Origin of the sequence: Actinomycetospora lutea, assembly GCF_028737205.1 — a bacterium.
Lineage (GTDB): Bacteria > Actinomycetota > Actinomycetes > Mycobacteriales > Pseudonocardiaceae > Actinomycetospora > Actinomycetospora lutea.
Genome location: NZ_JAQZAL010000026.1, coordinates 1 through 24,529, shown reverse-complemented (window position 1 = coordinate 24,529; position 24,529 = coordinate 1). Strand labels below are relative to the sequence as shown.

The following is a 24,529-nucleotide window of genomic DNA, read 5'->3' as shown; positions in this document are numbered from 1 at the left end:
CTCATGTCCTCTCCGACGGGCGGCGATCCGCGCCCGGAGATCCACCGCACGGCGCAGGGCGACTGGGTCGTCGTGGGCCGGCGCTGCCGGGCCTGCGCCGAGCCGGTGGCCTACGCGTGGCCGCGGTGCCCGGCGTGCGCCGCCGCGGTGGAAGCTGCGCACTTCGGCCCCCGCGGCACCGTCTGGAGCAGCACCGTGGTGCGGATCGCCGTGCCCGGGCACACCCCGCCGTACTCGCTGGCCTACGTCGACCTCGACGACGGGCCGCGGGTGCTGGCCCACGTCGCCGGCGACGAGCCGGCACCGATCGGGCGGCCGGCGTGGCTGGTCGGCACCTCGGACGCCGGCGACCTGCAGGTGGAGGTGGACCGGTGAGCGCGTCCGTCGCCGTGGCCGGGGTGGGTACCTCGCACTTCGGCCGCCAGCCCGAGCGCGACCTGGTGGCGCTCGCGTGGGACGCGGTGCGCGAGGCGTTCGACGACGCCGGGGTCGAGGCCGTCGACGCGGTCTGGGTCGGCACCGTGTTCGCGCCCGCGGGGGTGGCCCAGCGCGTGCTGCGTGCCATGGGCATCACCGGCGTCCCGATCATCACCGTGGAGAACGCCTGCGCGAGCGGCACGACGGCGTTCGTCGAGGCCCACGAGGCCGTCCGCACCGGGCGCTACGGGCGGGTCCTCGCGCTCGGCCTGGAGCAGATGAGCACGGCGTTCTCCGGCGCCATCACCCCGGAGACCACCGACCCCGAGGGCCGCGCGGGGCTCGCCATGCCGGCGATGTACGCGATGAGCGCCGCCCGCTACCTGCACTCCGGCGCGGCGACGGCCGAGCAGCTCGCGGCGGTGTCGGTGAAGAACCACGCGCACGCCGTGCACAACCCCCGCGCGCAGTACTCGGGCCGCTACACCGTCGTCGAGGTGCTGGCCTCGCGCATGATCGCCGACCCGCTGACGCTGCTGCAGTGCTGCCCCACGTCGGACGGCGCCGCCGCCGCGGTGCTCACCGCGGCGACCGGCGGCGCCGGCGAGGTCGTGGTGCGCAGCGCGGCACTGCGCAGCGGGGCGCCGTGGAACCACCGCTCCCCCCACGTCTGGGGCCACGACGTCGTCGCGGACACCGCCCGCGACGCCCTGACCGCCGCCGGTCTCGACGCCGCGACCGACGTCGACGTCGTCGAGGTCCACGACGCCTTCACCATCGGCGAGATCGTGACCACCGAGGCGCTCGGCCTCGTGCCGCCCGGCGACGGCGGCAAGGCCGCGGCCGGCGGCGTCACCGCGCTCGGGGGCGCGCACCCGGTCAACCCGTCGGGCGGGCTGCTCTCCCGCGGCCACCCCCTGGGCGCCACCGGCCTCGCGCAGCTCGCGGAGATCAGCTGGCAGCTGCGGGGACGGTGCGGGGCGCGCCAGGTCGACGGGGCGCGCCTCGGGCTGGTCGAGACCATGGGCGGCGGCGTGTCGGTGCTCGACGGCAACTCCTGCGTCGTGACGGTGCTGGAGGCCCGGTGACCCGCCGGGGCGAGCGCAGCGACGGAGGGACGCTCCAGCACATCGACCTCGAGCGCGCCGACCTGCTCGGCGACGAGGCGGTGGCCGACCCGTACCCGCTGCTCGCGGCGCTGCGCGAGCACGACCCCGTGCACTGGAGCACGAAGTACCGCTCGTGGTTCATCACGCGCCACGGCGACGTCGCCGCCGCCCTGCGCGACGAGCGGTTCTCCTCCGACCGGATCACGCCCTACCGCCGCGCCAAGCTCGAGGGCCCCGACGCCGACCCGCGGGTGCGCGCCGCGTTCGAGGTGCTCGAGGGCTGGATGGTGTTCAAGGACCGGCCCGACCACCTGCGGCTGCGCCGCCTGCTCAGCCGCGCCTTCACCCCGCGCGCGGTCACGCGGATGACCGCCTCGGTCGAGGAGATCGCCACCGAGCTCCTCGACGGGATCGTCGCGCGCGGGACCGGCACGGTCGACCTCATCGGCGACTTCGCGTACCCGCTGACCGCCTCGGTGATCGCCGACATGCTCGGCGTGCCCCGCGAGGACCGCGAGCAGTTCAAGGACTGGTCCGACCAGATCACCGGGCTCGTCTTCGGCGGCATGGGCGACGCGACACGGCACGCCGTCGGCGCCGAGGGCATGGCCGAGCTGACGTCCTACCTGTCGGGCCTGGTCCGCGACCACGAGCGCCGGCCCGCCGACGACCTGATCTCCGCGATGATCAGCGCTCGCGACGACGAGGACGCGCTGAGCCACGACGAGGTCATCGCCACCGGCGTCCTGCTGCTGTTCGCCGGCCACGAGACCACGACGAACCTCATCGGCAGCGGGATCCTGGCGCTGCTGCGGCACCCCTCCCAGCTCGCGCTCCTCCGGGAACGGCCCGAGCTCGTGGGCGGGATGGTCGAGGAGGCCCTGCGGTTCGACGGCCCGGCGAAGACGGTCGCGCGGGTGATGGGCGACGACGTGGAGCTGCGCGGGCGGCACCTGCGCCGCGGCGAGCGCGTGTTCCTCAGCCCGTCGTCGGCCAACCGCGATCCCGCGGTGTTCGCCGACCCGGACACCCTCGACATCACCCGCGAGAAGTCCGGCCAGCTCGGGTTCGGCATCGGCATGCACTACTGCCTGGGCGCTCCCCTGGCCCGCCTCGAGGCCTCGATCGCGATCCCCCGGGCGTTCGCGCGCCTGCCCGACCTGCGGCTGACCGACGAGCCGCTGCGATGGCACCCCGTCCTGCTCTCGCGCGGCATGCAACGCTTCCCGGCGCAGTTCTCCACCCCCTGAAAGACGTCACAGCCGACCCGGAGTCCCCCATGCCCCGTCCCAGCCGCTGGCCGGAGATCCTGCAGGCCGCGGGCCAGGAGTTCCGCGAGCACGGGTACGAGAACGCCACCCTCGAGGGCATCGCCACCCGCGTCGGCATCCTCAAGGGCAGCGTCTACAACTACGTCGACAGCAAGGAGGACCTCCTCCTGGCGGTGGTCGAGCAGCCCGCGCGAGCCCTGCTCGACCAGCTCGACCGGCTGCGCGCCGACACCGCCAGCGGCGTCGCGGTCCGGCTCCGCGAGCTGGTCCGCATGCAGATCAGGATCTTCAGCGAGTACTACCCGGCCGCGTTCGTGTACCTCGAGCACCTCGGCCGCCTCGAGCAGTCGGCCCGGTTCGCCGAGTTCCGACAGATGGACGCCCGGTACATGGCCGCGGTCGAGGCCCTGGTCGCCGAGGGTGCCGCGTCCGGCGAGTTCTCGCTCGCCGCCGAGCCGCGCATCGTCGCGCGGGCGATCGTCGGCATGGTCGACTGGATGCAGCACTGGTTCACCCCGCACGGCGAGGAGGACGACCTCCGCCTGGCCGACCAGCTCGTCGCGCTCGCCCTCGGCGGGCTCGCCGCCGGCGGCAGCATGCGGGCCATGCTCGGCGCACTGCCGGAGCCCCTCCCCGAGCCCCTCGCCGAGCCCCTCTCCGAGCCCCTCTCCGAGCCCCTCGCCGAGCCCGTCTCCGAGCCGCTCGCCGCGGAGGCCTCGTCGTGACCGGTCCCGACTTCCGCCTCGACGGGCGCGTCGCCCTGGTCACCGGGGCGTCGTCCGGGCTCGGCGCCCACTTCGCCGCGGTCCTCGCGCGCGCCGGTGCGGACGTCGTGGTGGCCGCCCGCCGCCGCGAGCTGCTCGACACCGTCGCCGAGGCCGTCGTCGCCGAGGGCCGCCGGTGCCTGCCCGTCCCGACCGACGTCACCGACGCCGCCCAGTGCGACGCCCTCGTCGACGCCGCGGTCCGCGAGCTCGGCGGCGTGCACGTCCTGGTCAACAACGCCGGCACGGGCTACGGCGGCCGCAGCGAGCGCGACGACCTCACCCGGACGGCACGCCTCCTCGAGGTCAACCTCCTCGGCGCCTACCAGATGGCCGTCGCCGCGGGCCGGGCGATGATCGCCGGTGACGGCGGGTCGATCGTCAACGTCTCCTCGGCGCTGGCCCTCGCGACGACCGACGTCCCGCAGGCCGCCTACTCGGCCTCCAAGGCCGGGCTGCTGGGGATGACCCGCGACCTGGCGCGCCAGTGGGCCCGTCGCGGCATCCGGGTCAACGCCCTGGCGCCCGGCTTCTTCTCCTCCGAGATGACCGCCCCGCTGCTCGCGCACGAGCGCGGCGCCGCGAGCGTCCACGCCGCCACGCCCCTCGGCCGCGTCGGGCGCCTCGACGAGCTCGACGGGCCCTTGCTGCTCCTGGCGTCCGACGCCGGTTCCTACATCACGGGGACCACGCTCGGCGTCGACGGCGGCATGGCGATGCACTGAAGGGAACACGTGGTGCGAGGAACGCTGGGAGCCGAGTTCGCGGCCGCGCTGCACCGGTACCGGGACCGCGTCGCCGTCGAGGCGGGCGGGCGCCGCTGGACCTTCGGCGAGGTCGACCGCTGGTCCCGGGCCGTCGCCGCCCAGCTGCAGGCCCACGGGGTGGCGCCCGGCGACGCGGTCGCGCTCCACCTGCAGAACGGCGCCGAGTTCGTCGTCGTCGACGTGGCGGTGGCGCGGCTGGGGGCGGTGAAGGTGCCGGTGAACCCGCTGCTCCCGGCGGACACGGTCCGGCACATCGTCGCGGCCACCCGGGCGCGCGTCGTGGTGGTCGACCCGGCGCTGGGCGTCGAGCTCCCGCCGGACGTCCCGGTGCTCCTGGTCGACGAGCTCGCCACCGACGGCGCGCCCGAGCTCCCCGCGCTGTCCATCGGTTCCGACGCGCGGGCGGCCATCTACTTCACCGGCGGGACGACCGGGCGCCCCAAGGGCGTCGTGCACACCCAGGCCTCGGCGGTCGCCGTGCAGTACGCCCAGCTGCTCGAGGCCGAGATCGTGCAGGACGACCGGCTGCTGCTGACCACCCCGCTGGCCCACGCGGCCGGTCTGTTCGCCCAGTCCGCGCTGCTCCGCGGCGCGACGAGCGTCATCGAGCCCGGGTTCGACGCCGACCGGGTGCTCGCCGCGCTGCGGGATCGCGGCATCACCTGGACCTTCCTCGTGCCGACGATGCTCTACCGCCTGCTCGATGTGGTCGGGGCCGTGGACGGCCCGGAGGACCTCGGCCTGCGCACCGTCGTCTACGGCGCGGCGCCGATCACGCCCGGCCGGCTCGCCCGCGCCCTGGAGGTGTTCGGGCCGGTGTTCGTGCAGCTCTACGGCCAGACCGAGTGCCCGAACTGGGGCACCCGCCTGGCGAAGGACGACCACGACCCGGCCCGCCCCGACCTGCTCGACTCGTGCGGCCGGGCGTCGATCATGGCCGACGTCGCGATCGTCGACGAGCGGTTCGCGCCGCTGCCGGCGGGCGACACCGGCGAGGTCTGCCTGCGCTCCCCCTACGTCCTCGAGGGCTACCTCGACGACCCGTCGGCGACCGCGGACGAGTTCCTCCCGGGCGGCTGGATCCGGACCGGCGACGTCGGCTTCCTCGACGAGGCCGGCTACCTGCACCTGCGGGACCGCCACGCGGACATGGTCATCAGCGGCGGGATGAACGTGTACTGCCGCGAGGTGGAGAACGTGCTCGCCGAGCACCCGTCGGTCTCGCAGGTCGCCGTGATCGGCGTGCCGCACGACGACTGGGGCGAGGCCGTCCACGCGGTCGTCGTCGCGGCGGGGGCCGCCGATCGGGACGCGATCGTGACCTGGAGCCGGGGCCGGCTGCCGGCGTACGCGCGCCCGAAGTCCGTCGAGCTCGTCGACGACCTCCCCGTGACCCCGTTCGGGAAGGTCGACAAGAAGGTGCTCCGCGCGCCGCACTGGGCGGGACGGGACCGCGCGATCGGCTGAACCTCAGCGCGCGGCCGCGACGATCACGTCGACGGCGTCGTCGGCCGGGGGCAGCGCGTCGATCTCCTCCGCGACGCCGCGCGCCACGGCGAGCGGGGCGGGGTCGGCGAGCACGTCGGTGATCGCGCGCCGCAGGTCGGCGGGGTCGATCGCGCTGGTCGGGGCGCCGGGGTCGCGGGGACCGACCGCGAGGCCCGCGCCGCTCCGCGACGCGGCGCGCGTTGGCCGGCTGGTCGGCGAACAGCGGCGTGATCACGAGCGGGACGCCGGCCGCCAGCGCCCCGAGCGTCGTCCCCGACCCGCCGTGGCAGACCACCACGCGCGCGCTCCCGAGGACGTCGGCCTGCGGCACCCAGCGGGCGACGTGGACGTGCGGTCCGGGCGGGGCCGGCCGGTCGTCGTCGATCCCGTGGCCGGTGGTGAGCAGGACGCGCGCCGGGAGGTCGGCCACCGCCTCCAGCGCGACGTCGTAGATCGGCGCCGCGGTGGGCACGCCCGCGGCCACGCTGCCGAAGGTCACGTAGACCAGGGGGCCGTCGTCGCCGGCCCAGTGGTCGGGCAACGGCGCCGGTGCGGCCCGGGGCAGCCGGAAGCGGTGGGTCGGCGACGGGTCCGGCCCGTGCCCGGCGTCGAGCGACGGCGGGAAGAAGGTCAGGTACGGGGTCGCCGTGATGCGCGCGGTCAGCCCCGGGCGCCACGCCTCGACCGCGTCCGCCGCGAGCTCCGTCATCTGCTGCTGCGCGGAGATCAGCCCGACGCCGACCTGGACGTGCGGCACGCCCTCCTCGTCCGCCACCACCGCGGCGGCGAACTCGGCGGGCTCGCGGACGACGACGTCGGGCCGCCAGGTGCGCACGGTCTCGCGCACCGCGGGGAGCATCGCGCGGACGTTCAGCGTCGCGAAGACCTGCCCGACGACCAGACGTTCGGCCTCGGCGACGGACACGTGCGGCACCCGCGCCCACACCGGCCCGAGCTCCGCGGGGTCCGGCACGTCGCCCGACGCGAAGGGCAGGCCCTCGCGCTCCGCGGTCGCGGCGAGCTCGGGCGGACCGATCAGCGAGACCTCGTGGCCGGCCCGCCGGCAGGCCGCGGCGATCGGGAGCAGCGGGGTGACGTGCCCGGCCCCGCCCGTGCTCGCGACCAGGATCCGCATGGAGCACGGTAGCGCCGATCGTCCTCGCCGGTAGCGTCTCCGAGGTGACCGATCCGGGGCCCACCCTCGAGGAGCTGATGGTCGGCGTCGAGGGCCTGGCCCTGCTCCGCACGCTCTACGCCGACGCGGGCGAGGCGCGCGCGGCGCGTCTCGCGGAGACGCGGGCGGTGCTCGAGAGGGGGGCCGCCGAGCGCCTCGGCGTCGAGCTCGACCTCACCGACGGCTACGCCCGGTGGGCGGCCACCTACGACCGGCCGCTGCGCCTCTTCGGGCTCGAGGAGCCGCCGATGCGCCGGCTGCTCGACGCGCTGCCCGCCGGGGCGGTCCTGGACGCCGCCTGCGGCACGGGCCGGTGGTCGGCGTACCTGGCCGGCCGCGGCCACACGGTCACCGGCGTCGACCAGTCCTCCGCCATGCTCGCCCGCGCTCGCGCCAAGCTCCCCGACGCCCGGTTCCTGGACGGGGAGCTGACCCGCCTGCCCCTCGCCGACGCCTCGGTGGACGCGGCCGTCTGCGCCCTCGCGCTCGTGCACGTCGAGGACCTCGGGGTGGCGATCGGCGAGCTCGCCCGGGTCGTCCGGCCCGGGGGCCGGATCGTCATCAGCGACGTCCACCCGTTCCTGGTGATGCTGGGCTGGCAGGCCCAGTTCCCGACCGACCAGGGCCGTGCCTTCATGCGCCTGCACGCCCACCTGCCGTCCGACTACGCCACGGCGGCCCTGCGCGCGGGTCTCACGGTCCGCGGCCACGAGGAACCGCGCCTGACCGCCGAGGCCGCCGCCACGCCCACCGCCGAGCTCGTCCCGGACGCGAACCGCGACGCCTACGTCGGCCTGCCCGGGGTGCTGGTCTGGGAGTTCGAGCGGTAGCCGCGCGGCTCGCCCCGTCGCGGGGCAGCGGTGCTCCCGTCGCGGGCCGCACGCTGGTCCGCTCGTCGGTACATGGCGCGCATCGCGTTCCCGCGGACCCCAGGGAGGGCACCGCATCGTCATGTCCGCACCACTGGTCGACCCCCGCCCGAGCGAGGCTCCCGGGATCCGCAGCAGCGACGGCACATGGATCCGGACCTGGGACAACGGGGCGGCGGGCCTGCCGGTGGTCATCAGCAACGGGCTGGGGGCGCCGCCGTCGGCGTGGCCGCTGCTCGCCGACCCGGCGTGCGGCGTGCACGCCGTCTCCTGGTACCACCGCGGCCTGGACGCCTCGCAGGTCCCCGCGGACCTCGACCGGATCGCCGTCGAGGACCACGCCACCGACCTCGAGGCGGTGATGGACCACGCCGGGATGGACCGGGCGCTGCTGCTCGGGTGGTCGCTCGGGGTGAACGTGGCCTTCGAGTTCGCGCGCCGGCACCCCGAGCGGGTCGCCGGCATCCTCGCCGTCGGGGGCCGCGCCGGCGACCCGTTCCACATCCTGTTCGGCCCCACCGGCGTGCTGCACGAGCTGCGCGAACCCCTCGGCCGGGCGGGCGCCTGGGCCCTGCGGTGGCTGGGCCCGCCCGTCGTCGCCGGCGTCAGCGCGACGCTGCCCCCGGTGCTGGACGGCACCGAGGCGCTCCTCGCCCTCTCCGGGCTCCGTCCGCCGCCGGGACTGCGGGCCACCAGCGCCGTGATCCGGGAGTTCGCCACCCACCCGTGGGCCTGGTACTCCGAGCTCGTGCTCGCCGCGGGCGACCAGGAGCCCATGGACACCGCCTTCGCGACCTTCCCGGTCACCGTCGTCGCCGGCATCCTGGACAACCTCGCGGCCGCCGACGACCTCCAGCGGACCGCGCAATCGCTCCCCGACGCGCGGTACGTCCCGCTGCTCGGCGGCCACTTCCTGCCGCTGCAGTTCCCGGGGCGGCTGCACCAGGAGCTGCTCGACCTCGCCGACCGCAGCGACCTCGCCGTGCGGCGCTGACGAGGATCTCCCGGGCTCAGGCCGGGTCGGGCGGAGCCACCATCACCGCGCACGGCCCGCGGCGCAGGAGGCCGTGCATCTCGTCCGCGGACCGCGGCCCGACCTCGCCGACCACGAGCAGCTGCGCCCCGAGCGCCAGACGGCGCACGCCGGCGAGGTCGTCCCAGACGACCGGGTCGGGCGCGCCCACGGCGGTGGCCGGGCGGAGCGTCCGCGGCACCGCCCGCAGCAGGGCGACGCGGTGACGGCGGGCGGCGTCGGCGGCGAGGGCGAGGACGCGCGCGTCCCCGGCCGTCCCGCGCAGCATCGCCACCACCGGGCGGGCCGAGGGCGTCGACGCCCACGCGCCGGTGCGCCGCGGGGGCACCACGACGACGGGGCACCGGGCGCTCGCCAGCACGGACGCGAGCGTGTGGTCCCGCGTCGCCCGGGGATCGTCGCCGGGTCGTCGCCCGCCGACCACGAGCCGGTCGGCGCGCGCGGAGAGCGCCGCGAGCGCGGGCCCGGCCGCTCCCTCGGGGCGGGCGACGGACACCGACAGATCGGGCGCGACGGCCGCCGCCGTGTGCCGGGCCCGGCGCAGGACCGTCGGTCCGCGCCCGGCGCCCTGCTCGCCGCCGGCTCCGACGTGCACCAGGTGCAGCCCGACGCCCCGTCGAGCGGCCTCGCAGGCTGCCCAGCTCACGGCGGTGAGCACGCCGAGCGACCCGTCGACGCCGACGACGACCGGGCCCTGCGACCGCGTCCGGGGCACCAGCGGGGACGGCACGACCGATGCCGTCACCGCAGGCCCGGGCACCGCGCGTGCGACCACCGCCCTGCTCCTCCCGACCCGTCCGCTGCGGAGTCCTCTCCGTGACCCCAGGGTCGCTCGCGCGGTGCGGCCGTGAGTGGTCGCCGGATGACAATCCGGTCACGCCGACTTGGCGTGACCCGACAACGACGCGGTGGGTCAGGCCGGGTCCTGGTCGAGCGCGGCGAGCGCGACGATCATCGCGAGGCGCTGCTCCGGGCTGCTCGTGACGAGGTGGGACAGGGCGTCCATCCGCCGCAGCCGGTAGCGCACGGTGTTCGGGTGGACCTCGAGGGACGACGCGGTGGCGGCGACGTCGCCGTGGGCGCCGAGCCAGGCCCGCAGCGTCTCGACGTAGTGGGTGCCGTGCTCCCGGTCGTGGCGGCGGAGATCGGCGACGGGGCCGCGGTCGGGCACGCGGCCGGCGGCGGCCACCGCGGCCAGCCGGCGCAGCACGATCCGGTCCCAGGACTCGTCGTAGGCGACCGGCGGGCCGTCGGGATCGGCGGCGTGCAGGGCCAGGCACTCGTCGGCCTCCCGGCGGCTGGCCGGCAGCGACGCCGCGTCGGCCGTGCCGCCGACCCCGGCCACGAGGCCGACATGGCCGGGCAGGCCGGCGCGCACCGACTCCACCCAGGCCCGGGCGCGGTGCACCTGGTCGTCGGAGGCCGGGAGCACGGTGTAGACGGTGTTGGCGAACAGGGCGCTGCGGCCCGGCCGGGACCAGCCGAAGCCGGTGGTGACGTGCTCGAAGGTGAGCAGCACGCCGGCGTGCTGCTCGTCCTCCACGTGGGCCTGCAGCGCCACGACCCGCAGTCCGGTCGGCCCCAGCCCCAGCCGGCTGATCATCGCGTGGGCGTCGCCGCTGCCCTCGAGCAACCGGGCGACCATGTCGGACTCCACCTGCCGTTCCAGGTCGGCCGACGCGCGCGAGCGCAGTAGGTGCAGCGCGGCGGTGCGGGCGCCGTCCTCGAGGACCCGGCGGCGGGCCTCGCCGAACGGGGTGCCGGTCTCGGCCCAGAGCGAGCCGAGGAGCTCGCGCCCGGCGCGCACCGCGACGACCATGCGGCCGCCGAACCCGTCGGCGGGCGAGGGTTCGACGAACAACGGGGCGTCGGACGCGGCGAGGTGGCGGAACACCCCGCGCTCGGCGAACACCGCCCGCGCACGGTCGGGCAGGCGCCGGCCCAGGATGGTCTGGGAGCGCACCGCGTCCACCGCCCCGTCGGAGCTGGAGTACGCGAGCACCCGCGAGAGCTGGTCCTCGATCATCACCGACGTGCCGTCGAGCGCCGCGGCGAGGGTGTCGGCGAGCGCGAACAGGTCGGTCGGCCCCCGGCCCGACTCGGTCTCCCGGCCCTCCAGGACCAGTCCGTAGGCCAGGCCCGTGAGGTGGCTCCAGGACACCGCGGGGTCGGCCAGGACGACGGCGATGCCCGCCGCCTCGGCCGCCGCGACCATGTCGGGCTCCACCGGCGACGGGGCGCGGACGAGCAGCGCCGTCGCTCCGGCCCGGGCGGCGAGGTCGACCGCGTGCGCCGGCGAGTCGACCCCGATGGCCAGGAAGACGTCTCCGGAGGCGGTGGGCGTCTCCGTCGGGTCGTGGACCACCAGGCTCCGCAGGAGCGCGTCGCGCGACCGGGCGCCGGCGACCAGCCGGGCGCCGCTGCCGGCCAGGACGTTGACCAACCGGTCCAGGGTGATCATCCAGACCTCCCGTTACCCATGGTGGGGCGACAAGCTCCGCCTCCGAGATTGTCACTCCTGTACAACGGGCCGGCACACCCGCCGGCGCACCCTGGACGTCGAGCGCCCCGGCCGGGCGCTCCACCACGATCGAGGAGGAAGGCAGTGGACGTGCAGGCAGAGGCGATCGCGCGGCAGGAACGCGAGACCCGGACGTTCACCCGCCGGACGCAGATGGTGATGGGCGTGGAGGGCGCCGTCGCCCTGGCGCTCGGTGGCGCGGGGGTCGTCGCGGCGCTGGTGGCGGACACCGCCACCGCCACGGCGGCGGGCATCCGGCTGGGCCTGCCGCAGTTCGCGGGCCTCGCCGCGCTCGGGGCGCTCATCCTGGTGACCCTGCGGCGCCCGGTCGCGCTGCGGCGCGTCGCCCTGATCGCCGCGACCGTGGCCGCGGCGATGTTCGTGTCCGGCGCGGTGTACTACCCCCACGGCGTGTGGGACATGAACGTGGCCGGCATCTTCCTGCCGGCGGTGATCGCGCTCGGGGGCTTCGCCGAGTTCGTCTTCCTGGGCAGCGCCAACTTCGTCACCGCGCCCGGCTCGCTGCCCGACCGCCGGGCGGAGGTCGCCCGATGATCGCCGTACTGCCCGGGCGGACGCCCCATCCGCCACCGGCCCGTGACGGGGAGGGGTCGCTGCTCGCCGGGTACGACGGGTCCCGCGAGGCCGCGAGCGCCATCGCCGTGGCCGCGCGCCTGCTGCCCGACCGCACCGCACGGGTGGTCCACCTGTGGAACCGCCCGGACGCCGGGTCGGACCTGCACCGCCGTCTCGCGGCCCGTGCGCGCACCGCCGACGACCTGACGCGGCGGGTCGAGCGGGAGGTCGCCGACGTCGCGAGGAACATCGCGGCGGGCGGCGTCGCCCTGGCGCGGGCGGCCGGATGGACCGCCGAACCGCAGGTGGCCGGGGTCTACGGCGGCGAGGGCCTCCAGCTCGCGCGTCTGGCCGAGGAGATGCAGCCCGCCGCCGTGGTCGTGGGCTCCCGTGGCGAGCGGGGCGTCCGGGCGTTGCTGCGCAGCGTCTCGACCGTGACGGCGAAGCTCAGTCCCGTCCCGGTGCTGGTCGTGCCCCCGCTGCTCGCCGAGGAACGCGCGGCCACCGTCGCGGGCCCGGTGCTCGTCGCCCACGACGGATCGGACGGCGCCGAGCGCGCCCGCGCGGCGGCCGCCGCGCTGTTCCCGGGACGGACGCACCTCACCGCGCACGTCGACGCCTCGCTGCCGGGAGCGGGCACGACCGCGACCCCGCCGGGAGCGCGGGCGCTGCGGGCCGACGGCGTCGGGCCACGGGCCGTCGCGGACGCGCTCGCGGACGAAGCTGCGGCACGGGGCTCGGGCGTCATCGTGGTCGGCTCGCGCGGCCGGTCCCTCGTGCGCGAGTTGCTGCTCGGCAGCGTGGCCCGCGCGGTGCTGCACCACGGGCACCGGCCCGTCCTCGTCGTCCCGCCGGCGGGCGGGGCATGACCGCCCGCCCGACCGTGTCGGTCGGCGCGGGCCGGGATACCTCCACGATCGGCCTGGTGGAGTCCGGCGACGCCCCGGTGAGCTCCTCGAACCGGTCCTGCCGTCAGCGTGCGCTCCACCGATCGGTGGCGGTGTCCCGGCGACGGGCCGTGCCCGCCCCGCCCAGCGACCGGCGCGGAGCCGTCTCCTTGCTGCGCCGCAGAGCCGCCTCGAGCCGGAGGTGCGCCCACCGGGGCTCCTCGACCTCCACGACGACGCGGTGGAACGGCCGCCCGCTGAGGTAGACCACCACCAGCTCGGCCCCCCGCCGGACGGCCCAGAGCTGCCGGCGCTCGCCGATCCCCCACGCCCCGGTGCGGAGCCGGCCGGGCCACCACAGCCCCGGGGAGGCGAGACGGGGACTCGAAGCGAGGGCGTCGGCCCGCGCGAGCACCCGCGTCCCCACCACCCGCTCGAACGGCACGAACAGGTCCCGCCCGCAACCGGCGACCAGGTCGATCCCGCGGAACCGGACCGTGAACCCGGTCGACACGATGTCGAGACGAACCGCCATCCCCCACCTCAGGTCTCTCAGGGCCGGGCACGGCGCCCGTCCCGCGTGGACCACCCCCCGCACTCTCGACGGGCGGACCGGTTCGTCACCGTGTCGGCGCAGCGGCGCCCGGGGTTACGACATCCGGGGAACGCGGGGCGATGTTGCGCCGGTCGGCGGCACGCGCCCGGGTTCATGCGGACGCCGCTCCCCGCGCCCGGGGGTCATGCGGGCAGCGTTCGGCGCAGGGTCCCGGTCGGCGACCCGATCGGGCGGTGCGGTGGCCGAGCCTTGCGGGCCCGACCGCCGGGCGGAGGGCCCGGCGGTCCGCAGGCAACGCAACCTGCTGGTTCGTCGGCACCAAGCTCCCCACAGAGACGTTTCTGTGCGCAACGATCGGCAACGCAACTCTTGTCACGGCGAGGACCAGGGGGCTCCCGGCACGATCATGGGACGACATCGCGACTCGGGCGCGGGCACGCGTCCCGTGCTGCCCGTGTCCGCGGGCGAGGTGCGCTCACACCGCCGCCCGCCGGGTCCGGCGCGGGCCCGGGCGGTCTCCCTCGTGACCGTCGGCGCGCTGGCCGGCGGGGTCGCCATCGCCACTACCGTCGCGCCGTGGTCCCGTCAGGAGCCGCCCGGACCGGACACCACCCCCGGCGGGCTCCCCGCGGCACCGAGCCCGGCGCCCGGCGTGCCCTCCGCGCCGGCGCCCGCCACGACGACGCCCGTCCAGCCCGCCGCCGCCCCGTCCCCCGATCCCGCGCCCCCGGTGGCCGCCCCGGCCCCGGATGTGTGGGTCGCCGACGGCCGGGACGCCTTCCGGAGCACGCCGTGGAACTCGGTGGACGCCGCGCCGCCCCTCGTCGACGGTGGCGAGGTGTCGGTCCACCTGAGCGGTCGCGGGCAGCGCAGCGAGATCGAGCCCGCCGTCCCCGCCGTGCGCGAGGGCGACCAGCACGACGTCGTGGTCGCGGTGCGGCTCGACGGGGCGTTCGCCCCGGACAGCGGCGCCCGGCAGGTCATCGCCCGGTGGGAGAACGACAGCCCGGGACGCGCGCCCCTCGAGCTGCGGGTCGACGGCGACGACCTCGTCCTGCACGGCGGCGAGGGCCATCCCTCGGGCCCCCGGACCTTCACCCGCACGCTGGGGCACGCCCCGATCGGCGAGTGGACGCAGTTGCGGGTGCAGATCCGCTTCTCCGCCGACCCGGACAAGGCCGAGGTCAGCGTCTGGCGCGACGGCCGGACCGTCGTCGAGGACCACCACCCCCCGGGCGGCACGCTCTACCCAGGACAGCAGAGCTACCTCAAGGTCGGCCTGCACCGGGACCGGACCGTCGCGACGACCAGCTCGGTGAGCTTCAGCGCGTGGCGCATCGAGCACGGGCGGGCCCGATTCGAGCCGAGCCCCGCGGCCCGGACGACCGAGCCCGACCGCGACGACGACCGCCCCACGCGGACCGTCGAGCGGGACACGTCGTCGCGTGACCACCCGGACCGCGACGGCCGGGCCGAGGCCTCGTCCTCCGCGCGCACCACGTCGCCGGGGCGTACCACCGACCGCACCGACCGCACCGACCGCACCGACCGCACCGAGCGCACCGAGCGCACCGAGCGCACCGAGCGCACCGAGCGCACCGAGCGCGAGCGGGCGCCGAGCACGCCGGCGCGCGACCGGGCCACCTCGTCCGCGGAGCCGTCGGAGCGCGACGAGTCCGGGGACCGCCCGGCCTCCGCCCGCCGTGCGGAGCCGGCGGAACGCACCTCCGGCCGGCACGCCCGCTCCACGACGGCGTCGGACGCGCGCGGAGACTCCGCGCGTCACCGCGCCTCGGACGACACCGACGGCGGCGCGAGGGACGACCGGGGCGGGGAACGGGCGCGGTCGAGAGCAGGGTCCTGACCGGCGGGCGGGCCACCGCGCGGAGACCCGCGGCCATGGCCGACTTCCGGGGACCACCACCGTCGACGCTGCCGACGAGCGCCGGCGCCCTCGACTGGGCGACACCGACCTCGGAGTCGAGACCGACGTCGGACGAGGTCATCCGGCGTCAGGACGGTCCGCAGGGGATCGTGGTGGGGAAGACTGCGCCGCCCCGCGGCTAGCATCGGCGCATGGACCCCGCCGACGACGGCGGCCGCGACGTCGTGTGGCTGCGTGGCATCACCCCGCGGGGCAGTCGCCGGGCCGAACCGCTCACGTTGGCGCGCATCGTGGCGGTGGCCGTGGCCGAGCTCGACGTCCACGGCGCGGAGCGGCTCACGATGCGACGGCTCGCCCAGCGGCTCGAGGTGACGTCCACGGCGCTGTACTGGCACGTCGCCACCAAGGACGACCTGCTCGACCTCGCGCTCGACGAGGTCCTCGGCGAGGTCCCGATCCCGGACGCCGACGACCCGCGGGCCGCGGTGCGGGCGCTGCTCGGTGACTGGCGGGCGGTGCTGCTCGCCCACCCGTGGTCCCCCGCCCTGCTGGGACGGCCGCTGCTGGGGCCGAACATGCTCGCGCGCACCGAGTTCCTGCAGGCGACCCTGACGCGCGCCGGTCTCGCCGGACGTGACCTGGCGGCGGCGGGCAGCCTGCTCTCCCAGTTCGTCATCGGCGCCGCGGTGACCGAGAGCACCTGGCGCCGCGCCCAGGACCCGACCGCGCTGAGCCGGGTGCAGGAGTACCTCGCCGCGCGGGCGGACCTCTACCCGACGCTCGACGGGTCGGGCTTCGTCGAGCGCTCGCGCTGGACCGAGGACGAGCTCTTCGCGCTCGGTCTCGACCGGGTGCTCGACACCGTGCTGGCGTGACGCACGGCAGTCCTACGCCTCGAAGGCGGCGGTCTGCCGGTAGAGGCCGGGGTGGTGCGCCGCCCGGCGCATCACGGACCCCTCGGCGGCCCGGGCGACCGCGTCCCGCATCTCCGGGTTCGCGGCGGCGTCGCGCCAGGCCTGCTCGCTGTCCCACTCCGCGACGTTGACCAGCTGGAACCGGGTCTCGTCGGAGACGGCCTCGTGGAGCCGGGCGCCGCGGAAGCCCGGCGCGGCCGCCATGACCGCCCCGAGCCGGCGCCACTCGGCCGTGAAGTCCTCGAGATCGTCGCGGGCGATCTCGAAGACGTTGATGAAGGTGACGGGTGCGCTCGCGGTCATTGACCAATGGTAAGTCGTAGACCATTGGTCAAGGAAGGGGGCCGAAGGACGACTTGACTTCACAAGTCTGTGAACCTACCGTCGGCGCCGACTTCACAGATCGGTATAGGAGGCGGGTCATGACGCGCGAGCTGCCGGACGGCACCACCTGGGTCCTGCCGGAGACCGTCGAGACCGACGACGGCGTCGTGCGCTGGGCGCGGCTGGGCGAGGGCGGGGACCCCGTCGTGCTGGTGCACGGCACCCCCTACTCCTCGTACCTCTGGCGCGACGTCGCTCCCGCGCTCGCCCGGACGCGGACGGTCTACGTGTTCGACCACCTCGGCTACGGGCAGTCCGACAAGCACGAGGGACAGGACCTGACCCTGGCGGCCCAGGCGCGGCGCTTCGCCCGGCTGCTGGAGCACTGGGACCTCGACGAGCCCAGCGTGGTCGCCAACGACATCGGGGGCGCGGTCGTCCTGCGCGCGCACCTGCTCGAGTCCGCCCGCTACCGCGACCTCACCATCTTCGACGCCGTGAGCGGCGGCCACTGGGAACGTGGGCTCTTCGCACTCATGCGCGAGCACCCCGACGTGTTCGCCGCCCTGCCCGGCTACGCCCACGAGGCGCTCGTCGCCGCCCACCTGCGCAACGCCAGCCACCGAGGCCTGCGCCCGGAGACCCTCGAGGCCTACCTCGCGCCCTGGCGCGGCGCCGAGGGCCAGGCCGCCTACTACCGGCAGTACCGCCAGCTCGCCGAGGCCGACACCCGCCCCTACGAGCCGATGCTCGGCGACATCACGATCCCCGTGCGCCTGCTGTGGGGGCGCCACGACCGCATCCTCCCGCCCGAGTACGGCACCTGGCTGCACGAGCACGTGCCCCACTCCGAGCTGCACTGGATCGAGGACGCCGGCCACCTCCTGCAGGAGGACGCCCCGGCCCGGCTCACCGCCCACCTGCTCGCCGCCGTGAGGCCGGCTCGCTGACGGTCCGGATCGTCCCGATCGACAACGGGGCGTCGCCCCTTTCCCGGTCGCCTCCGTGGCCCTACTCTTGGTCCATTCAGACTAGCGCTACCTAGTCATCAGGGGGATCGTCGTGGGCAACTCAGTGATGGGCGACCTGTCGAGCCAGTTGCGTGTGGCGCTGCACCGCGTCCAGGACTGGCCGTACCCCGACCAGATCGACCACGGTTTGTACCAGGCCTACATGAAGACCCCGCACGACGTCGGCGGAGAGCCGGACGCCCCCGCCTTGTTCGAGGACAAGGAGGAGGAGCAGTGGGAGCTCAACACGTTCGTCACCTGTGAGGTCCTGGGATGGCGGGGCATCTGGACCTCGGAGGAACGCCGGAGGATCGGGAACGTCGACCTCGGGCGGACGAACTACCTCGGCCTGCCCTACTACGGGCGCTGGCTGTGGGCGGTCGCCCGCGTCCTGGTGGAGAAGCGGCACATCACCCTCGGCGAGCTGATCGAGCGGGTCAGCGAGGTCCGGGATCGTCACGCCGACGGCAGCGGACCCCTCGACGCCGCGCCCCGCACGACCGGGGACGTCGAGGCGGTCGCCCGGAACCGCCACCACCTCGACGCGGTCGGCAAGGGTGATCCGCAGTGCTTCGCCGGCACGGCGGGCACGCCCGCGTTCGCGGTGGGCGACACGGTGTCCGTGCGCGAACTGCCGACGATCTTCTATACGCGCACCCAGGAATACCTGCGGGGCGCGCGCGGAACGGTGGCCAAGGTTTCCTACGAGAGCCTGGCGCCCGAGGACGAAGCATTCGATCGGGAGGACCAGGAATCGGAATGGTTCTACATCGTGCGCTTCCGCATGGCTGACCTCTGGGAGGCGTACACGGGGTGCGCGAACGACACGCTCCAGGCCGAGATCTCGGAGCGCTGGCTCCGACCGGCGATCTAGCCACCGACAGCGGCCACAGGGACGAGGAGGGACGGGGATGGCGGACACGGACCGGGACGGATCGGGGCACGGCACGCACGAGCACGCCGGCACGGCGCCCGTGGTCGAGGAGGTCACCGACTTCGAGGTGCTGGAGATCGCGCTGCGGGAGCTCGCCATCGAGAAGGGCCTGTTCACCGCCGACGATCACCGCCGCTACACCGAGCACGTGGAGCAGCTCGAGCCGGCTGCCGGGTCACGGTTCGTCGCCAGGGCCTGGCTCGACCCGGACTTCAAGCGACTGGCCCTGGACGACGCCATCGCCGCGTCCCGTGAGATGGGCATCGACTGGCTCCACCCGACCGGCTTCGGCACCCCCAGTGACTTCACCGCGTTCGAGCTGCTCGAGGACACCCCGACGGTCCACCACGTGATCGTCTGCACCCTGTGCTCCTGCTATCCCCGCCCGATGCTGGGCATGTCACCGGAGTGGTACCGGACGCCGAACTACCGGCGTCGCATCGTGCGCTGGCCGCGCCAGGTCCTCGCGGAGTTCGGTCTCTACCTGCCCGAGGACGTCGAGGTCCGCGTCGAGGACTCGAACTCGAAGCACCGGTTCATGGTGCTCCCGGTCCGGCCGGACGGGACGGAGGGGTGGAGCGAGGAGCAGCTCGCCGAGATCGTCACCCGCGACTGCCTGATCGGGGTCGCCCTGCCCAGGCCGGGGGTGACGTCGACCGCGAGCCGACCGGTGCATCCCGCGATTCGTCCGGTCCACGGCGACTAGGGCACGGGAGACCGACATGACGACCGACCACGACACCTCCCCCACCCGGGTGCCGACGCTGGAGCACATCGTCGAGCGCGGACAGACGTGGGAACGGATGGCCGCGCGGTATCACGTCACCCATCCGGCGCCGCCCTGGAAGTCCAGCCTCGACGCCATGTGCGACGCGCTCGACGAGGAGGGCGCCGCGCTGCCCCTGCTCACTCGCCGCGACGACGAGGACCGGATGTCCCGCGAGGTGTACACCGCCCTGCCGTACCCCGAGAACCAGCTCGTGGCGCTGGCGCACTCGCTGGTGACCCGGAACGTCATCGACGAGGAGGAACTGGCCCGTCGGATGGAGGCGGTCCGCGCGCGACTCGACGCGGCCGGGGCCTGACCCGCTGGACGTCTCGGGGTACCACCGGAAGGCGCACCAGGTGGGCGTCACCGACGGTGCACACTGCACCACGGTCATCGGGGTCGGGCCGTCCTCCTAACGGTCCTCGCTGCCGTCCGCGGCCGTCGCCCGCGCCTCAGGACCCTCCCGCACCGCGAGGAAGATCCCGGCGGCGGCGCAGAGCACCAGGATCCCGATGACGATGCCGATGAACGGCACGGCGAAGCCGGCGTCCACCTGGTCGGCCGAGCTCGCCGCGAGCTGGAAGAACGCCAAGCACTCCGCGGCAGCGGACGCGACGACCAGCAGCGGTGCGAACACCAGAACGTAGATCCTGATCGCGTTGACACCGCCACCGAGGAGGCCGCCACCCGCAGCCGTGAGGGCCGCCAGGACGGCGCGCGTGAGCCGGCTCCGCGGGACGCTCCACTCTCTCCCATCGACCTCGAGGCCGACACGACGCTCGCTGTCGACCACCCGTGCGCGCACGGCGAGCCGCAGGAAGCCGGTCTCGACGCTGAGGATCAACAGGAGCGCCGGGATGACCTGCGCTGCCGTGCCGTAGAACTGGCCGAGGTCCTGCGAGAAGCCTTCGTTCGGATCGGACATCCATCCAACCTCATCCGCTCACGGTGGGACGATCTCGACCACCCACGCACAGGCTACGACCCGAGTCTTCCCGACCGGCGTTCACCGCTCCGCGGACGAGCACAGCGGTGCGCGTCCGAAGGGATTCCGGCTCCTCCGGCACATCCGGGGCTACCTCACGGACTTCGGGCGCGCAGTTCGGATCCAGCAACCCGCACGGCGACATCGTGAGACTGCGACGCCTGTGGAACAACGGCCAGCTGAAGCTCGACCAGGTGAACGAAGGGTACGAAGACCCGGCCGAGGGCCGCCTCATTCGTGGGGTGATCATCCACGAGTGATCGTGGTTCCGAGTGAGCTGCAGAAGGTCGAACGCCACCACCGGCGCACTGATGCTGACGACGGCTGAAAGCTGACCCCGTGGCGACGGGTGAATCTAGACCCCTTTGCCGTTAGTGAGGGGTGCTGAGCGTGGAGGACTGGGCGGAGATCCGCCGGTTGCACCGGGCTGAGGGGATGCCGATCAAGGCGATCGTGCGCCAGCTCGGGGTCGGTCGGAACACGGTGCGTCGGGCGCTGGCCGCGGACGCGCCGCCGAAGTATCAGCGTTCGGCGAGGGGCTCGATCGTCGACGATGTCGAGCCGCGCGTGCGGGAGCTGCTCGCTGAGTGGCCGACGATGCCGGCAACGGTGATCGCCGAGCGGATCGGCTGGGACCGGTCGTTGACGGTGCTCAAGGACCGGGTTCGGGAGCTGCGCCCGCAGTATCAGCCGCCGGATCCGGCCTCGCGGACCGAGTACCGACCCGGCGAGCTCGCTCAGTGCGACTTGTGGTTCCCGCCGGCGCGCGTGCCGCTGGGAGCCGGGCAGGTCGGGTCGCCGCCGGTGTTGGTGATGGTGTCGGGCTACTCGCGGATCATGACCGCGCGGATGTTGCCCTCCCGGCAGGGTCCGGATCTGCTGGCCGGGCACTGGCATCTGCTCAGTGGCTGGGGTGCAGTGCCGCGGGCGCTGGTCTGGGACAACGAGTCCGCGGTCGGCTCCTGGCGCGCCGGGCGCCCGGCCCTGATCGAGGCGATGAGCGGGTTCCGGGGCGCGCTGGGGATCAAGGTCGTGCAGTGCCGCCCGGGCGACCCGGAAGCCAAGGGCCTGGTCGAGCGGGCCAACAAGTACCTGGAGACCTCGTTCCTGCCGGGCCGCGGGTTCAGCTCGCCGGGCGACTTCAACGGTCAGCTCGGGGTCTGGCTGGCCCGGGCTAACCAGCGCCACCACCGTCGACTCAGCCGCCCGCTCGACCGCTGGAAGGCCGACCGAGACGCGATGGTGGCGCTGCCGCCGCTCGCGCCGGCGAGGGCAACCTCGGGCTGGACGACCAGCCTGCGCCTGCCGCGGGATCACTACGTCCGCCTCGACGCCAATGACTACTCGGTGCACCCGAGCGCGGTCGGGCGTCGCGTGGTGGTCAGCGCTGACCTCGAGCAGGTGACGGTGACCCTCGCTGAGGGTCGGGCCGCGGCTGGGGAGGTTGTCCGCGTCGCCCGCCACGACCGCTGCTGGGCCCGCCACCAGACGATCACCGACCCAGTTCACGCCGATGCCGCGGCCCGGTTGCGTCAGGCCCGCCGCGATCAGCCGGTTGCGGCCGCGCACGACGAGGTCGCCTACCGCGACCTCGGCGACTACGACCGCCTCTTCGGCCTGGTCGACGACATCGACAACGACATCGACGCGCAGGCTGTCTGATGCCGCCGAAGAACGCAGGCGCCCCCGCGACCAGTAGCCGCAACGTGGCCTCGGAGCTGGCGTTCCTGACCCGGGCGCTCAAGGCGCCCTCGCTGGCGGCCGCGGTCGAGCGTCTCGCCGAACGGGCCCGGACCGAGAGCTGGACCCACGAGGAGTTCCTGGCCGCCTGCCTGCAACGCGAGGTCGCCGCCCGCGAAGCTCACGGCGGCGAGGGCCGCATCCGCGCCGCCCGCTTCCCCGCCCGCAAGTCCCTCGAAGACTTCGACGTCGAGCACCAGCGCTCCCTCAAGCGCGAGACCCTCGCCCACCTCGGCACCCTGGACTTCATCACCGCCCGCGAGAACGTGGTCTTCCTGGGCCCGCCGGGCACCGGCAAGACCCACCTCGCGATCGGGCTCGGCGTCCGCGCCTGCCAAGGCGGGCACCGCACCGCCTTCGCCACCGCCGCCGAATGGGTCGCCCGCCTCGCCGAGGCCCACCACGCCGGCCGGCTCCAGGCTGAGCTGGTCAAGCTCGGCCGGGTCCCGCTGCTGATCATCGACGAGGTCGGCTACATCCCCTTCGAAGCCGAAGCCGCGAACCTGTTCTTCCAGCTCGTCTCCTCCCGCTACGAACAAGCCTCGCTGATCGTCACCAGCAACAAGCCCTTCGGCCGCTGGGGCGAAGTCTTCGGCGACGACGTCGTCGCCGCAGCCATGATCGACCGCCTCGTGCACCACGCCGAGGTCGTCTCCCTCAAGGGCGACAGCTACCGACTCAAAGACCGCGACCTCGGCCGCGTCCCCACCGCCGACAAGACCACCGACTGAACATCAACAACCACCGAGAGGGGTCCACTTTCGGGCGTCGCCAGGGGGTCCAGATTCAGCCGCCGTTGACAACTGATCCGCGAACTGGTCATCGACCCCCACCGCGACCACCAGCCAACCCGACCCAGAAAGCACGAAACCCCGAACCCGTGAGGGCTCGGGGCTATGCCGATGTCCTGAGACACCACAACGTGGGCGCGGCAGGATTCGAACCTGCGACCGACGGCTTGTAAGAACGCGAGAAGGTGTGTCTCTAGGCTCCTACCAGGGCCTTTGTTCTCGCTCGCGTGTCCCTGAGGGCTCCACGAGCCGCTCGTAGCCCTCAGTTCGCACCACGACCCGCACCACGCGGAGCGATCTTGTGCTCTCGGCGGCGGGGCCAGAACGCCCATCTGCCAGTTCGACTCGAGGCAGGCTTCCTTCTCGTCAGCGGCAGCTTCGAAAGTGGCTGGGCACCCCGGGGCCAGCCAGCGAGCGTTGAGCTACGCACTACAAGAACTCTCGTCACCACCAACGGCGTGCTCGGTGAGGCCAACGGTGCACGTCATCAGGCACACCGTGCACACCCCAGCCCACGGGTTAACGCGGTTTGAGGCCACGAAGGAGGCCACGTCAGGGCATCGGTGGCCCGCGCGATGCCGCGCCCGGAGGGTTGTCACGGACCAGGACCCCCGGTACTCAGCCCCGCTCGTGGGAGGACCTTTCACGTGAGCGCGGACCCACCCGGTCGACGATCAGAACAGGCAGGACCTCGGCCAGCCCGACTTTGACGAGCTGTTCCTGATCTGCGATGGGGAGGACGACACCTACCGCTGGTTGCACCGCCGCCACCAGGCGCATACCGCCGCACCGCAGCTGGCTGTACCGACGTTCGGCCGACGAGGATCCGGCAGAGGCAGCCTCCATGCCGTGCGGCGGGTGTCAACACTGCCGCTCACCGGGCCGCACGAACCCGGCCAGCATCGTGCCGATCAGCAGTTGCGCGGTTCCCGTGGTGACCACCGGATCGGCGGCAGCGAACGCTCGCAGCTCCGCCTCGTCGGCGGCATCGATCACGCCGAGCCCGAAGGAGCCGGTCTCGTCGAGCACGGGCCCGAACACCACCATCTGGCCGGAGTCGATGTAGGGCTGCCAATGGGCCGCGTGGCGACCCATGATCTCGCGTTCCTCGTCGGTCATGTCGAGCGCGAAGTTCGGACGAGGAGCCTGGAGTCTGAGCACGAACGTCGTCATGTCGTGCGCCCTCGATCTGGGGTCAGCTCGACGGTCACGCCGGTCACGCCGGTCATGGCGTCGATCGTGGCAGACCTCGGGGCGTGTTCCGGGGTCATCCCCGGACTCCGCTCGATGGCCACATCAGCCGGCTGCCCACGCCGCCGGTCGGGATACGGCACGAGCTGGTGGCCGGCCACGAGTTTCACTCCCACCACCATCAGGCCGATCAGGAGGTTGACCAGCCCCGACAGCAGCGCAGCCAGCAGGCCCGCTCCCATCCGGCGCCCGAGACCGAACCCCCAGACGAACATGAGCGCGAGATCGACTGCGGCGGCGAGGTAGAGGGCGGTCACCAGCGGCAGCACCCCCAGGGCCGCCAGCCCGATCATCAGCAATGGCCCGATGGCGGCCGTGAGCAACGGGCTTGTCCGGAACAGCAGAGTCTTCAGATCGCGGCCGCGGGCGACCTGCCCGTGCACCGCGGCGTGTGCTTGTTGGTCGGCCGCGATCGTGGCCAGCCACAGGCCGACGCGGGCGCCGCGACCGCCGATGCCGCCGCCACCGCGCTGTCGGACTCAGCGAGCGCGAGC

Annotated in this window: 25 protein-coding genes and 1 pseudogene; 18 read left to right on the top strand and 8 right to left on the bottom strand. The window is 74.4% G+C overall.

Annotated elements, in window-relative coordinates; genetic code table 11:
* The first annotated feature begins 3 nt into the window (after positions 1 to 3).
* From PHK61_RS24370 to PHK61_RS24345, 6 genes are read left to right on the top strand one after another with little or no spacing between them, the layout of a single operon-like run.
* Positions 4 to 375, top strand: a complete 372-nt coding sequence (locus tag PHK61_RS24370; RefSeq protein ID WP_274283618.1) for a Zn-ribbon domain-containing OB-fold protein — start codon at positions 4 to 6, stop codon at positions 373 to 375.
* Positions 372 to 1,505 carry a thiolase family protein gene (locus PHK61_RS24365; protein WP_274283617.1) on the top strand — a complete coding sequence of 378 codons (1,134 nt, stop codon included), beginning with the start codon at positions 372 to 374 and terminating at the stop codon, positions 1,503 to 1,505. The genes PHK61_RS24370 and PHK61_RS24365 overlap by 4 nt, the downstream gene beginning before the upstream one ends.
* Positions 1,502 to 2,776 (top strand): cytochrome P450, encoded by a 1,275-nt coding sequence (locus tag PHK61_RS24360; RefSeq protein WP_274283616.1) that lies wholly within the window; start codon positions 1,502 to 1,504, stop codon positions 2,774 to 2,776. The genes PHK61_RS24365 and PHK61_RS24360 overlap by 4 nt, the downstream gene beginning before the upstream one ends.
* A gap of 29 nt (positions 2,777 to 2,805) precedes the next feature.
* Positions 2,806 to 3,522: a TetR/AcrR family transcriptional regulator gene (locus PHK61_RS24355; RefSeq protein ID WP_274283615.1), complete on the top strand. Its 717-nt coding sequence runs from the start codon at positions 2,806 to 2,808 to the stop codon at positions 3,520 to 3,522.
* Positions 3,519 to 4,286: an SDR family NAD(P)-dependent oxidoreductase gene (locus PHK61_RS24350; RefSeq protein ID WP_274283614.1), complete on the top strand. Its 768-nt coding sequence runs from the start codon at positions 3,519 to 3,521 to the stop codon at positions 4,284 to 4,286. Before PHK61_RS24355 ends, PHK61_RS24350 begins: the two co-directional genes overlap by 4 nt.
* 12 nt (positions 4,287 to 4,298) lie before the next feature.
* Positions 4,299 to 5,795 (top strand): class I adenylate-forming enzyme family protein, encoded by a 1,497-nt coding sequence (locus tag PHK61_RS24345; RefSeq protein WP_274283613.1) that lies wholly within the window; start codon positions 4,299 to 4,301, stop codon positions 5,793 to 5,795.
* A 211-nt stretch (positions 5,796 to 6,006) separates the two neighbouring features.
* Here the strand turns inward: PHK61_RS24345 and PHK61_RS32135 are convergent.
* Positions 6,007 to 6,951 (bottom strand): annotated as a pseudogene (locus PHK61_RS32135) (glycosyltransferase); the annotation flags it as partial.
* Positions 6,952 to 6,995: 44 nt separating this feature from the next.
* Between PHK61_RS32135 and PHK61_RS24335 the strand changes: the two are divergent.
* Together PHK61_RS24335 and PHK61_RS24330 are read left to right on the top strand one after the other, a co-directional pair.
* Positions 6,996 to 7,820, top strand: coding sequence for a class I SAM-dependent methyltransferase (locus PHK61_RS24335; RefSeq protein ID WP_274283611.1), 825 nt, complete (start codon positions 6,996 to 6,998; stop codon positions 7,818 to 7,820).
* 121 nt (positions 7,821 to 7,941) lie between these two features.
* Complete coding sequence (locus tag PHK61_RS24330; RefSeq protein ID WP_274283610.1) at positions 7,942 to 8,853, top strand: alpha/beta fold hydrolase; 912 nt, start codon at positions 7,942 to 7,944, stop codon at positions 8,851 to 8,853.
* 16 nt (positions 8,854 to 8,869) lie between these two features.
* Here PHK61_RS24330 and PHK61_RS24325 read toward each other — a convergent pair whose 3' ends face one another.
* Together PHK61_RS24325 and PHK61_RS24320 are read right to left on the bottom strand one after the other, a co-directional pair.
* Positions 8,870 to 9,667 carry a universal stress protein gene (locus tag PHK61_RS24325; protein ID WP_274283609.1) on the bottom strand — a complete coding sequence of 266 codons (798 nt, stop codon included), beginning with the start codon at positions 9,665 to 9,667 and terminating at the stop codon, positions 8,870 to 8,872.
* A 138-nt stretch (positions 9,668 to 9,805) separates the two neighbouring features.
* Positions 9,806 to 11,353, bottom strand: a complete 1,548-nt coding sequence (locus PHK61_RS24320; protein ID WP_274283608.1) for a PucR family transcriptional regulator — start codon at positions 11,351 to 11,353, stop codon at positions 9,806 to 9,808.
* Positions 11,354 to 11,497: 144 nt separating this feature from the next.
* Between PHK61_RS24320 and PHK61_RS24315 the strand changes: the two genes are divergently transcribed.
* Both PHK61_RS24315 and PHK61_RS24310 read left to right on the top strand, forming a co-directional pair.
* Entirely contained in the window at positions 11,498 to 11,968 is a 471-nt protein-coding gene (locus PHK61_RS24315; RefSeq protein ID WP_274283607.1) for a hypothetical protein, read from the top strand.
* The gene (locus tag PHK61_RS24310) at positions 11,965 to 12,858 is read left to right on the top strand and encodes a universal stress protein (protein WP_274283606.1); all 894 of its coding nucleotides are present in this window, start codon (positions 11,965 to 11,967) and stop codon (positions 12,856 to 12,858) included. Before PHK61_RS24315 ends, PHK61_RS24310 begins: the two co-directional genes overlap by 4 nt.
* Positions 12,859 to 12,961: 103 nt before the next feature.
* Here PHK61_RS24310 and PHK61_RS24305 read toward each other — a convergent pair whose 3' ends face one another.
* On the bottom strand, positions 12,962 to 13,411 hold the full coding sequence (locus PHK61_RS24305) for a hypothetical protein (protein ID WP_274283605.1): 450 nt from the start codon (positions 13,409 to 13,411) through the stop codon (positions 12,962 to 12,964).
* A 475-nt stretch (positions 13,412 to 13,886) separates the two neighbouring features.
* Between PHK61_RS24305 and PHK61_RS24300 the strand changes: the two genes are divergently transcribed.
* Positions 13,887 to 15,296 (top strand): heparin lyase I family protein, encoded by a 1,410-nt coding sequence (locus PHK61_RS24300; RefSeq protein ID WP_274283604.1) that lies wholly within the window; start codon positions 13,887 to 13,889, stop codon positions 15,294 to 15,296.
* 212 nt (positions 15,297 to 15,508) lie between these two features.
* Positions 15,509 to 16,192, top strand: a complete 684-nt coding sequence (locus PHK61_RS24295) for a TetR/AcrR family transcriptional regulator C-terminal domain-containing protein (protein WP_274283603.1) — start codon at positions 15,509 to 15,511, stop codon at positions 16,190 to 16,192.
* Between the two features lie 12 nt (positions 16,193 to 16,204).
* Here the strand turns inward: PHK61_RS24295 and PHK61_RS24290 are convergent, their stop codons facing one another.
* On the bottom strand, positions 16,205 to 16,534 hold the full coding sequence (locus PHK61_RS24290; protein WP_274283602.1) for an antibiotic biosynthesis monooxygenase family protein: 330 nt from the start codon (positions 16,532 to 16,534) through the stop codon (positions 16,205 to 16,207).
* Between the two features lie 119 nt (positions 16,535 to 16,653).
* Here PHK61_RS24290 and PHK61_RS24285 point away from each other — a divergent pair, with 119 nt between their 5' ends.
* The 4 genes from PHK61_RS24285 (at position 16,654) to PHK61_RS24270 (ending at position 19,584) form a co-directional block, all read left to right on the top strand.
* Positions 16,654 to 17,505, top strand: a complete 852-nt coding sequence (locus PHK61_RS24285; RefSeq protein ID WP_274283601.1) for an alpha/beta fold hydrolase — start codon at positions 16,654 to 16,656, stop codon at positions 17,503 to 17,505.
* Positions 17,506 to 17,617: 112 nt separating this feature from the next.
* The gene (locus tag PHK61_RS24280; protein ID WP_274283600.1) at positions 17,618 to 18,439 is read left to right on the top strand and encodes an SH3-like domain-containing protein; all 822 of its coding nucleotides are present in this window, start codon (positions 17,618 to 17,620) and stop codon (positions 18,437 to 18,439) included.
* Positions 18,440 to 18,476: 37 nt separating this feature from the next.
* On the top strand, positions 18,477 to 19,205 hold the full coding sequence (gene scnC / locus PHK61_RS24275; protein WP_274283599.1) for a thiocyanate hydrolase subunit gamma: 729 nt from the start codon (positions 18,477 to 18,479) through the stop codon (positions 19,203 to 19,205).
* 16 nt (positions 19,206 to 19,221) lie between these two features.
* Positions 19,222 to 19,584 carry an SH3-like domain-containing protein gene (locus PHK61_RS24270; protein WP_274283598.1) on the top strand — a complete coding sequence of 121 codons (363 nt, stop codon included), beginning with the start codon at positions 19,222 to 19,224 and terminating at the stop codon, positions 19,582 to 19,584.
* A gap of 96 nt (positions 19,585 to 19,680) precedes the next feature.
* Here the strand turns inward: PHK61_RS24270 and PHK61_RS24265 are convergent, their stop codons facing one another.
* Entirely contained in the window at positions 19,681 to 20,193 is a 513-nt protein-coding gene (locus PHK61_RS24265; RefSeq protein WP_274283597.1) for a hypothetical protein, read from the bottom strand.
* Positions 20,194 to 20,634: 441 nt separating this feature from the next.
* On the opposite strand from PHK61_RS24265, the gene istA reads away from it, so the two are divergent.
* Positions 20,635 to 21,915 (top strand): IS21 family transposase, encoded by a 1,281-nt coding sequence (gene istA / locus PHK61_RS24260; protein WP_274283596.1) that lies wholly within the window; start codon positions 20,635 to 20,637, stop codon positions 21,913 to 21,915.
* Complete coding sequence (istB, locus tag PHK61_RS24255; RefSeq protein ID WP_274283595.1) at positions 21,915 to 22,724, top strand: IS21-like element helper ATPase IstB; 810 nt, start codon at positions 21,915 to 21,917, stop codon at positions 22,722 to 22,724. Before istA ends, istB begins: the two co-directional genes overlap by 1 nt.
* A 921-nt stretch (positions 22,725 to 23,645) precedes the next feature.
* Here the strand turns inward: istB and PHK61_RS24250 are convergent.
* Positions 23,646 to 23,957, bottom strand: a complete 312-nt coding sequence (locus PHK61_RS24250) for a YciI family protein (protein ID WP_274283594.1) — start codon at positions 23,955 to 23,957, stop codon at positions 23,646 to 23,648.
* Complete coding sequence (locus PHK61_RS24245) at positions 23,954 to 24,418, bottom strand: hypothetical protein (protein ID WP_274283593.1); 465 nt, start codon at positions 24,416 to 24,418, stop codon at positions 23,954 to 23,956. Before PHK61_RS24245 ends, PHK61_RS24250 begins: the two co-directional genes overlap by 4 nt.
* Between the last annotated feature and the right edge of the window lie 111 nt (positions 24,419 to 24,529).

Bases quoted from the DNA above. Each gene is read 5' to 3' on its own strand.
- PHK61_RS24370 (WP_274283618.1), top strand. From the start codon at position 4: ATGTCCTCTCCGACGGGCGGCGATCCGCGCCCGGAGATCCACCGCACG.
- PHK61_RS24355 (WP_274283615.1), top strand. From the start codon at position 2,806: ATGCCCCGTCCCAGCCGCTGGCCGGAGATCCTGCAGGCCGCGGGCCAG.
- PHK61_RS24330 (WP_274283610.1), top strand. From the start codon at position 7,942: ATGTCCGCACCACTGGTCGACCCCCGCCCGAGCGAGGCTCCCGGGATC.
- PHK61_RS24320 (WP_274283608.1), bottom strand. From the start codon at position 11,353: ATGATCACCCTGGACCGGTTGGTCAACGTCCTGGCCGGCAGCGGCGCC.
- PHK61_RS24310 (WP_274283606.1), top strand. From the start codon at position 11,965: ATGATCGCCGTACTGCCCGGGCGGACGCCCCATCCGCCACCGGCCCGT.
- PHK61_RS24305 (WP_274283605.1), bottom strand. From the start codon at position 13,411: ATGGCGGTTCGTCTCGACATCGTGTCGACCGGGTTCACGGTCCGGTTC.
- PHK61_RS24295 (WP_274283603.1), top strand. From the start codon at position 15,509: ATGGACCCCGCCGACGACGGCGGCCGCGACGTCGTGTGGCTGCGTGGC.
- PHK61_RS24290 (WP_274283602.1), bottom strand. From the start codon at position 16,534: ATGACCGCGAGCGCACCCGTCACCTTCATCAACGTCTTCGAGATCGCC.
- PHK61_RS24285 (WP_274283601.1), top strand. From the start codon at position 16,654: ATGACGCGCGAGCTGCCGGACGGCACCACCTGGGTCCTGCCGGAGACC.
- scnC (WP_274283599.1), top strand. From the start codon at position 18,477: ATGGCGGACACGGACCGGGACGGATCGGGGCACGGCACGCACGAGCAC.
- PHK61_RS24270 (WP_274283598.1), top strand. From the start codon at position 19,222: ATGACGACCGACCACGACACCTCCCCCACCCGGGTGCCGACGCTGGAG.
- PHK61_RS24265 (WP_274283597.1), bottom strand. From the start codon at position 20,193: ATGTCCGATCCGAACGAAGGCTTCTCGCAGGACCTCGGCCAGTTCTAC.
- istB (WP_274283595.1), top strand. From the start codon at position 21,915: ATGCCGCCGAAGAACGCAGGCGCCCCCGCGACCAGTAGCCGCAACGTG.
- PHK61_RS24250 (WP_274283594.1), bottom strand. From the start codon at position 23,957: ATGACGACGTTCGTGCTCAGACTCCAGGCTCCTCGTCCGAACTTCGCG.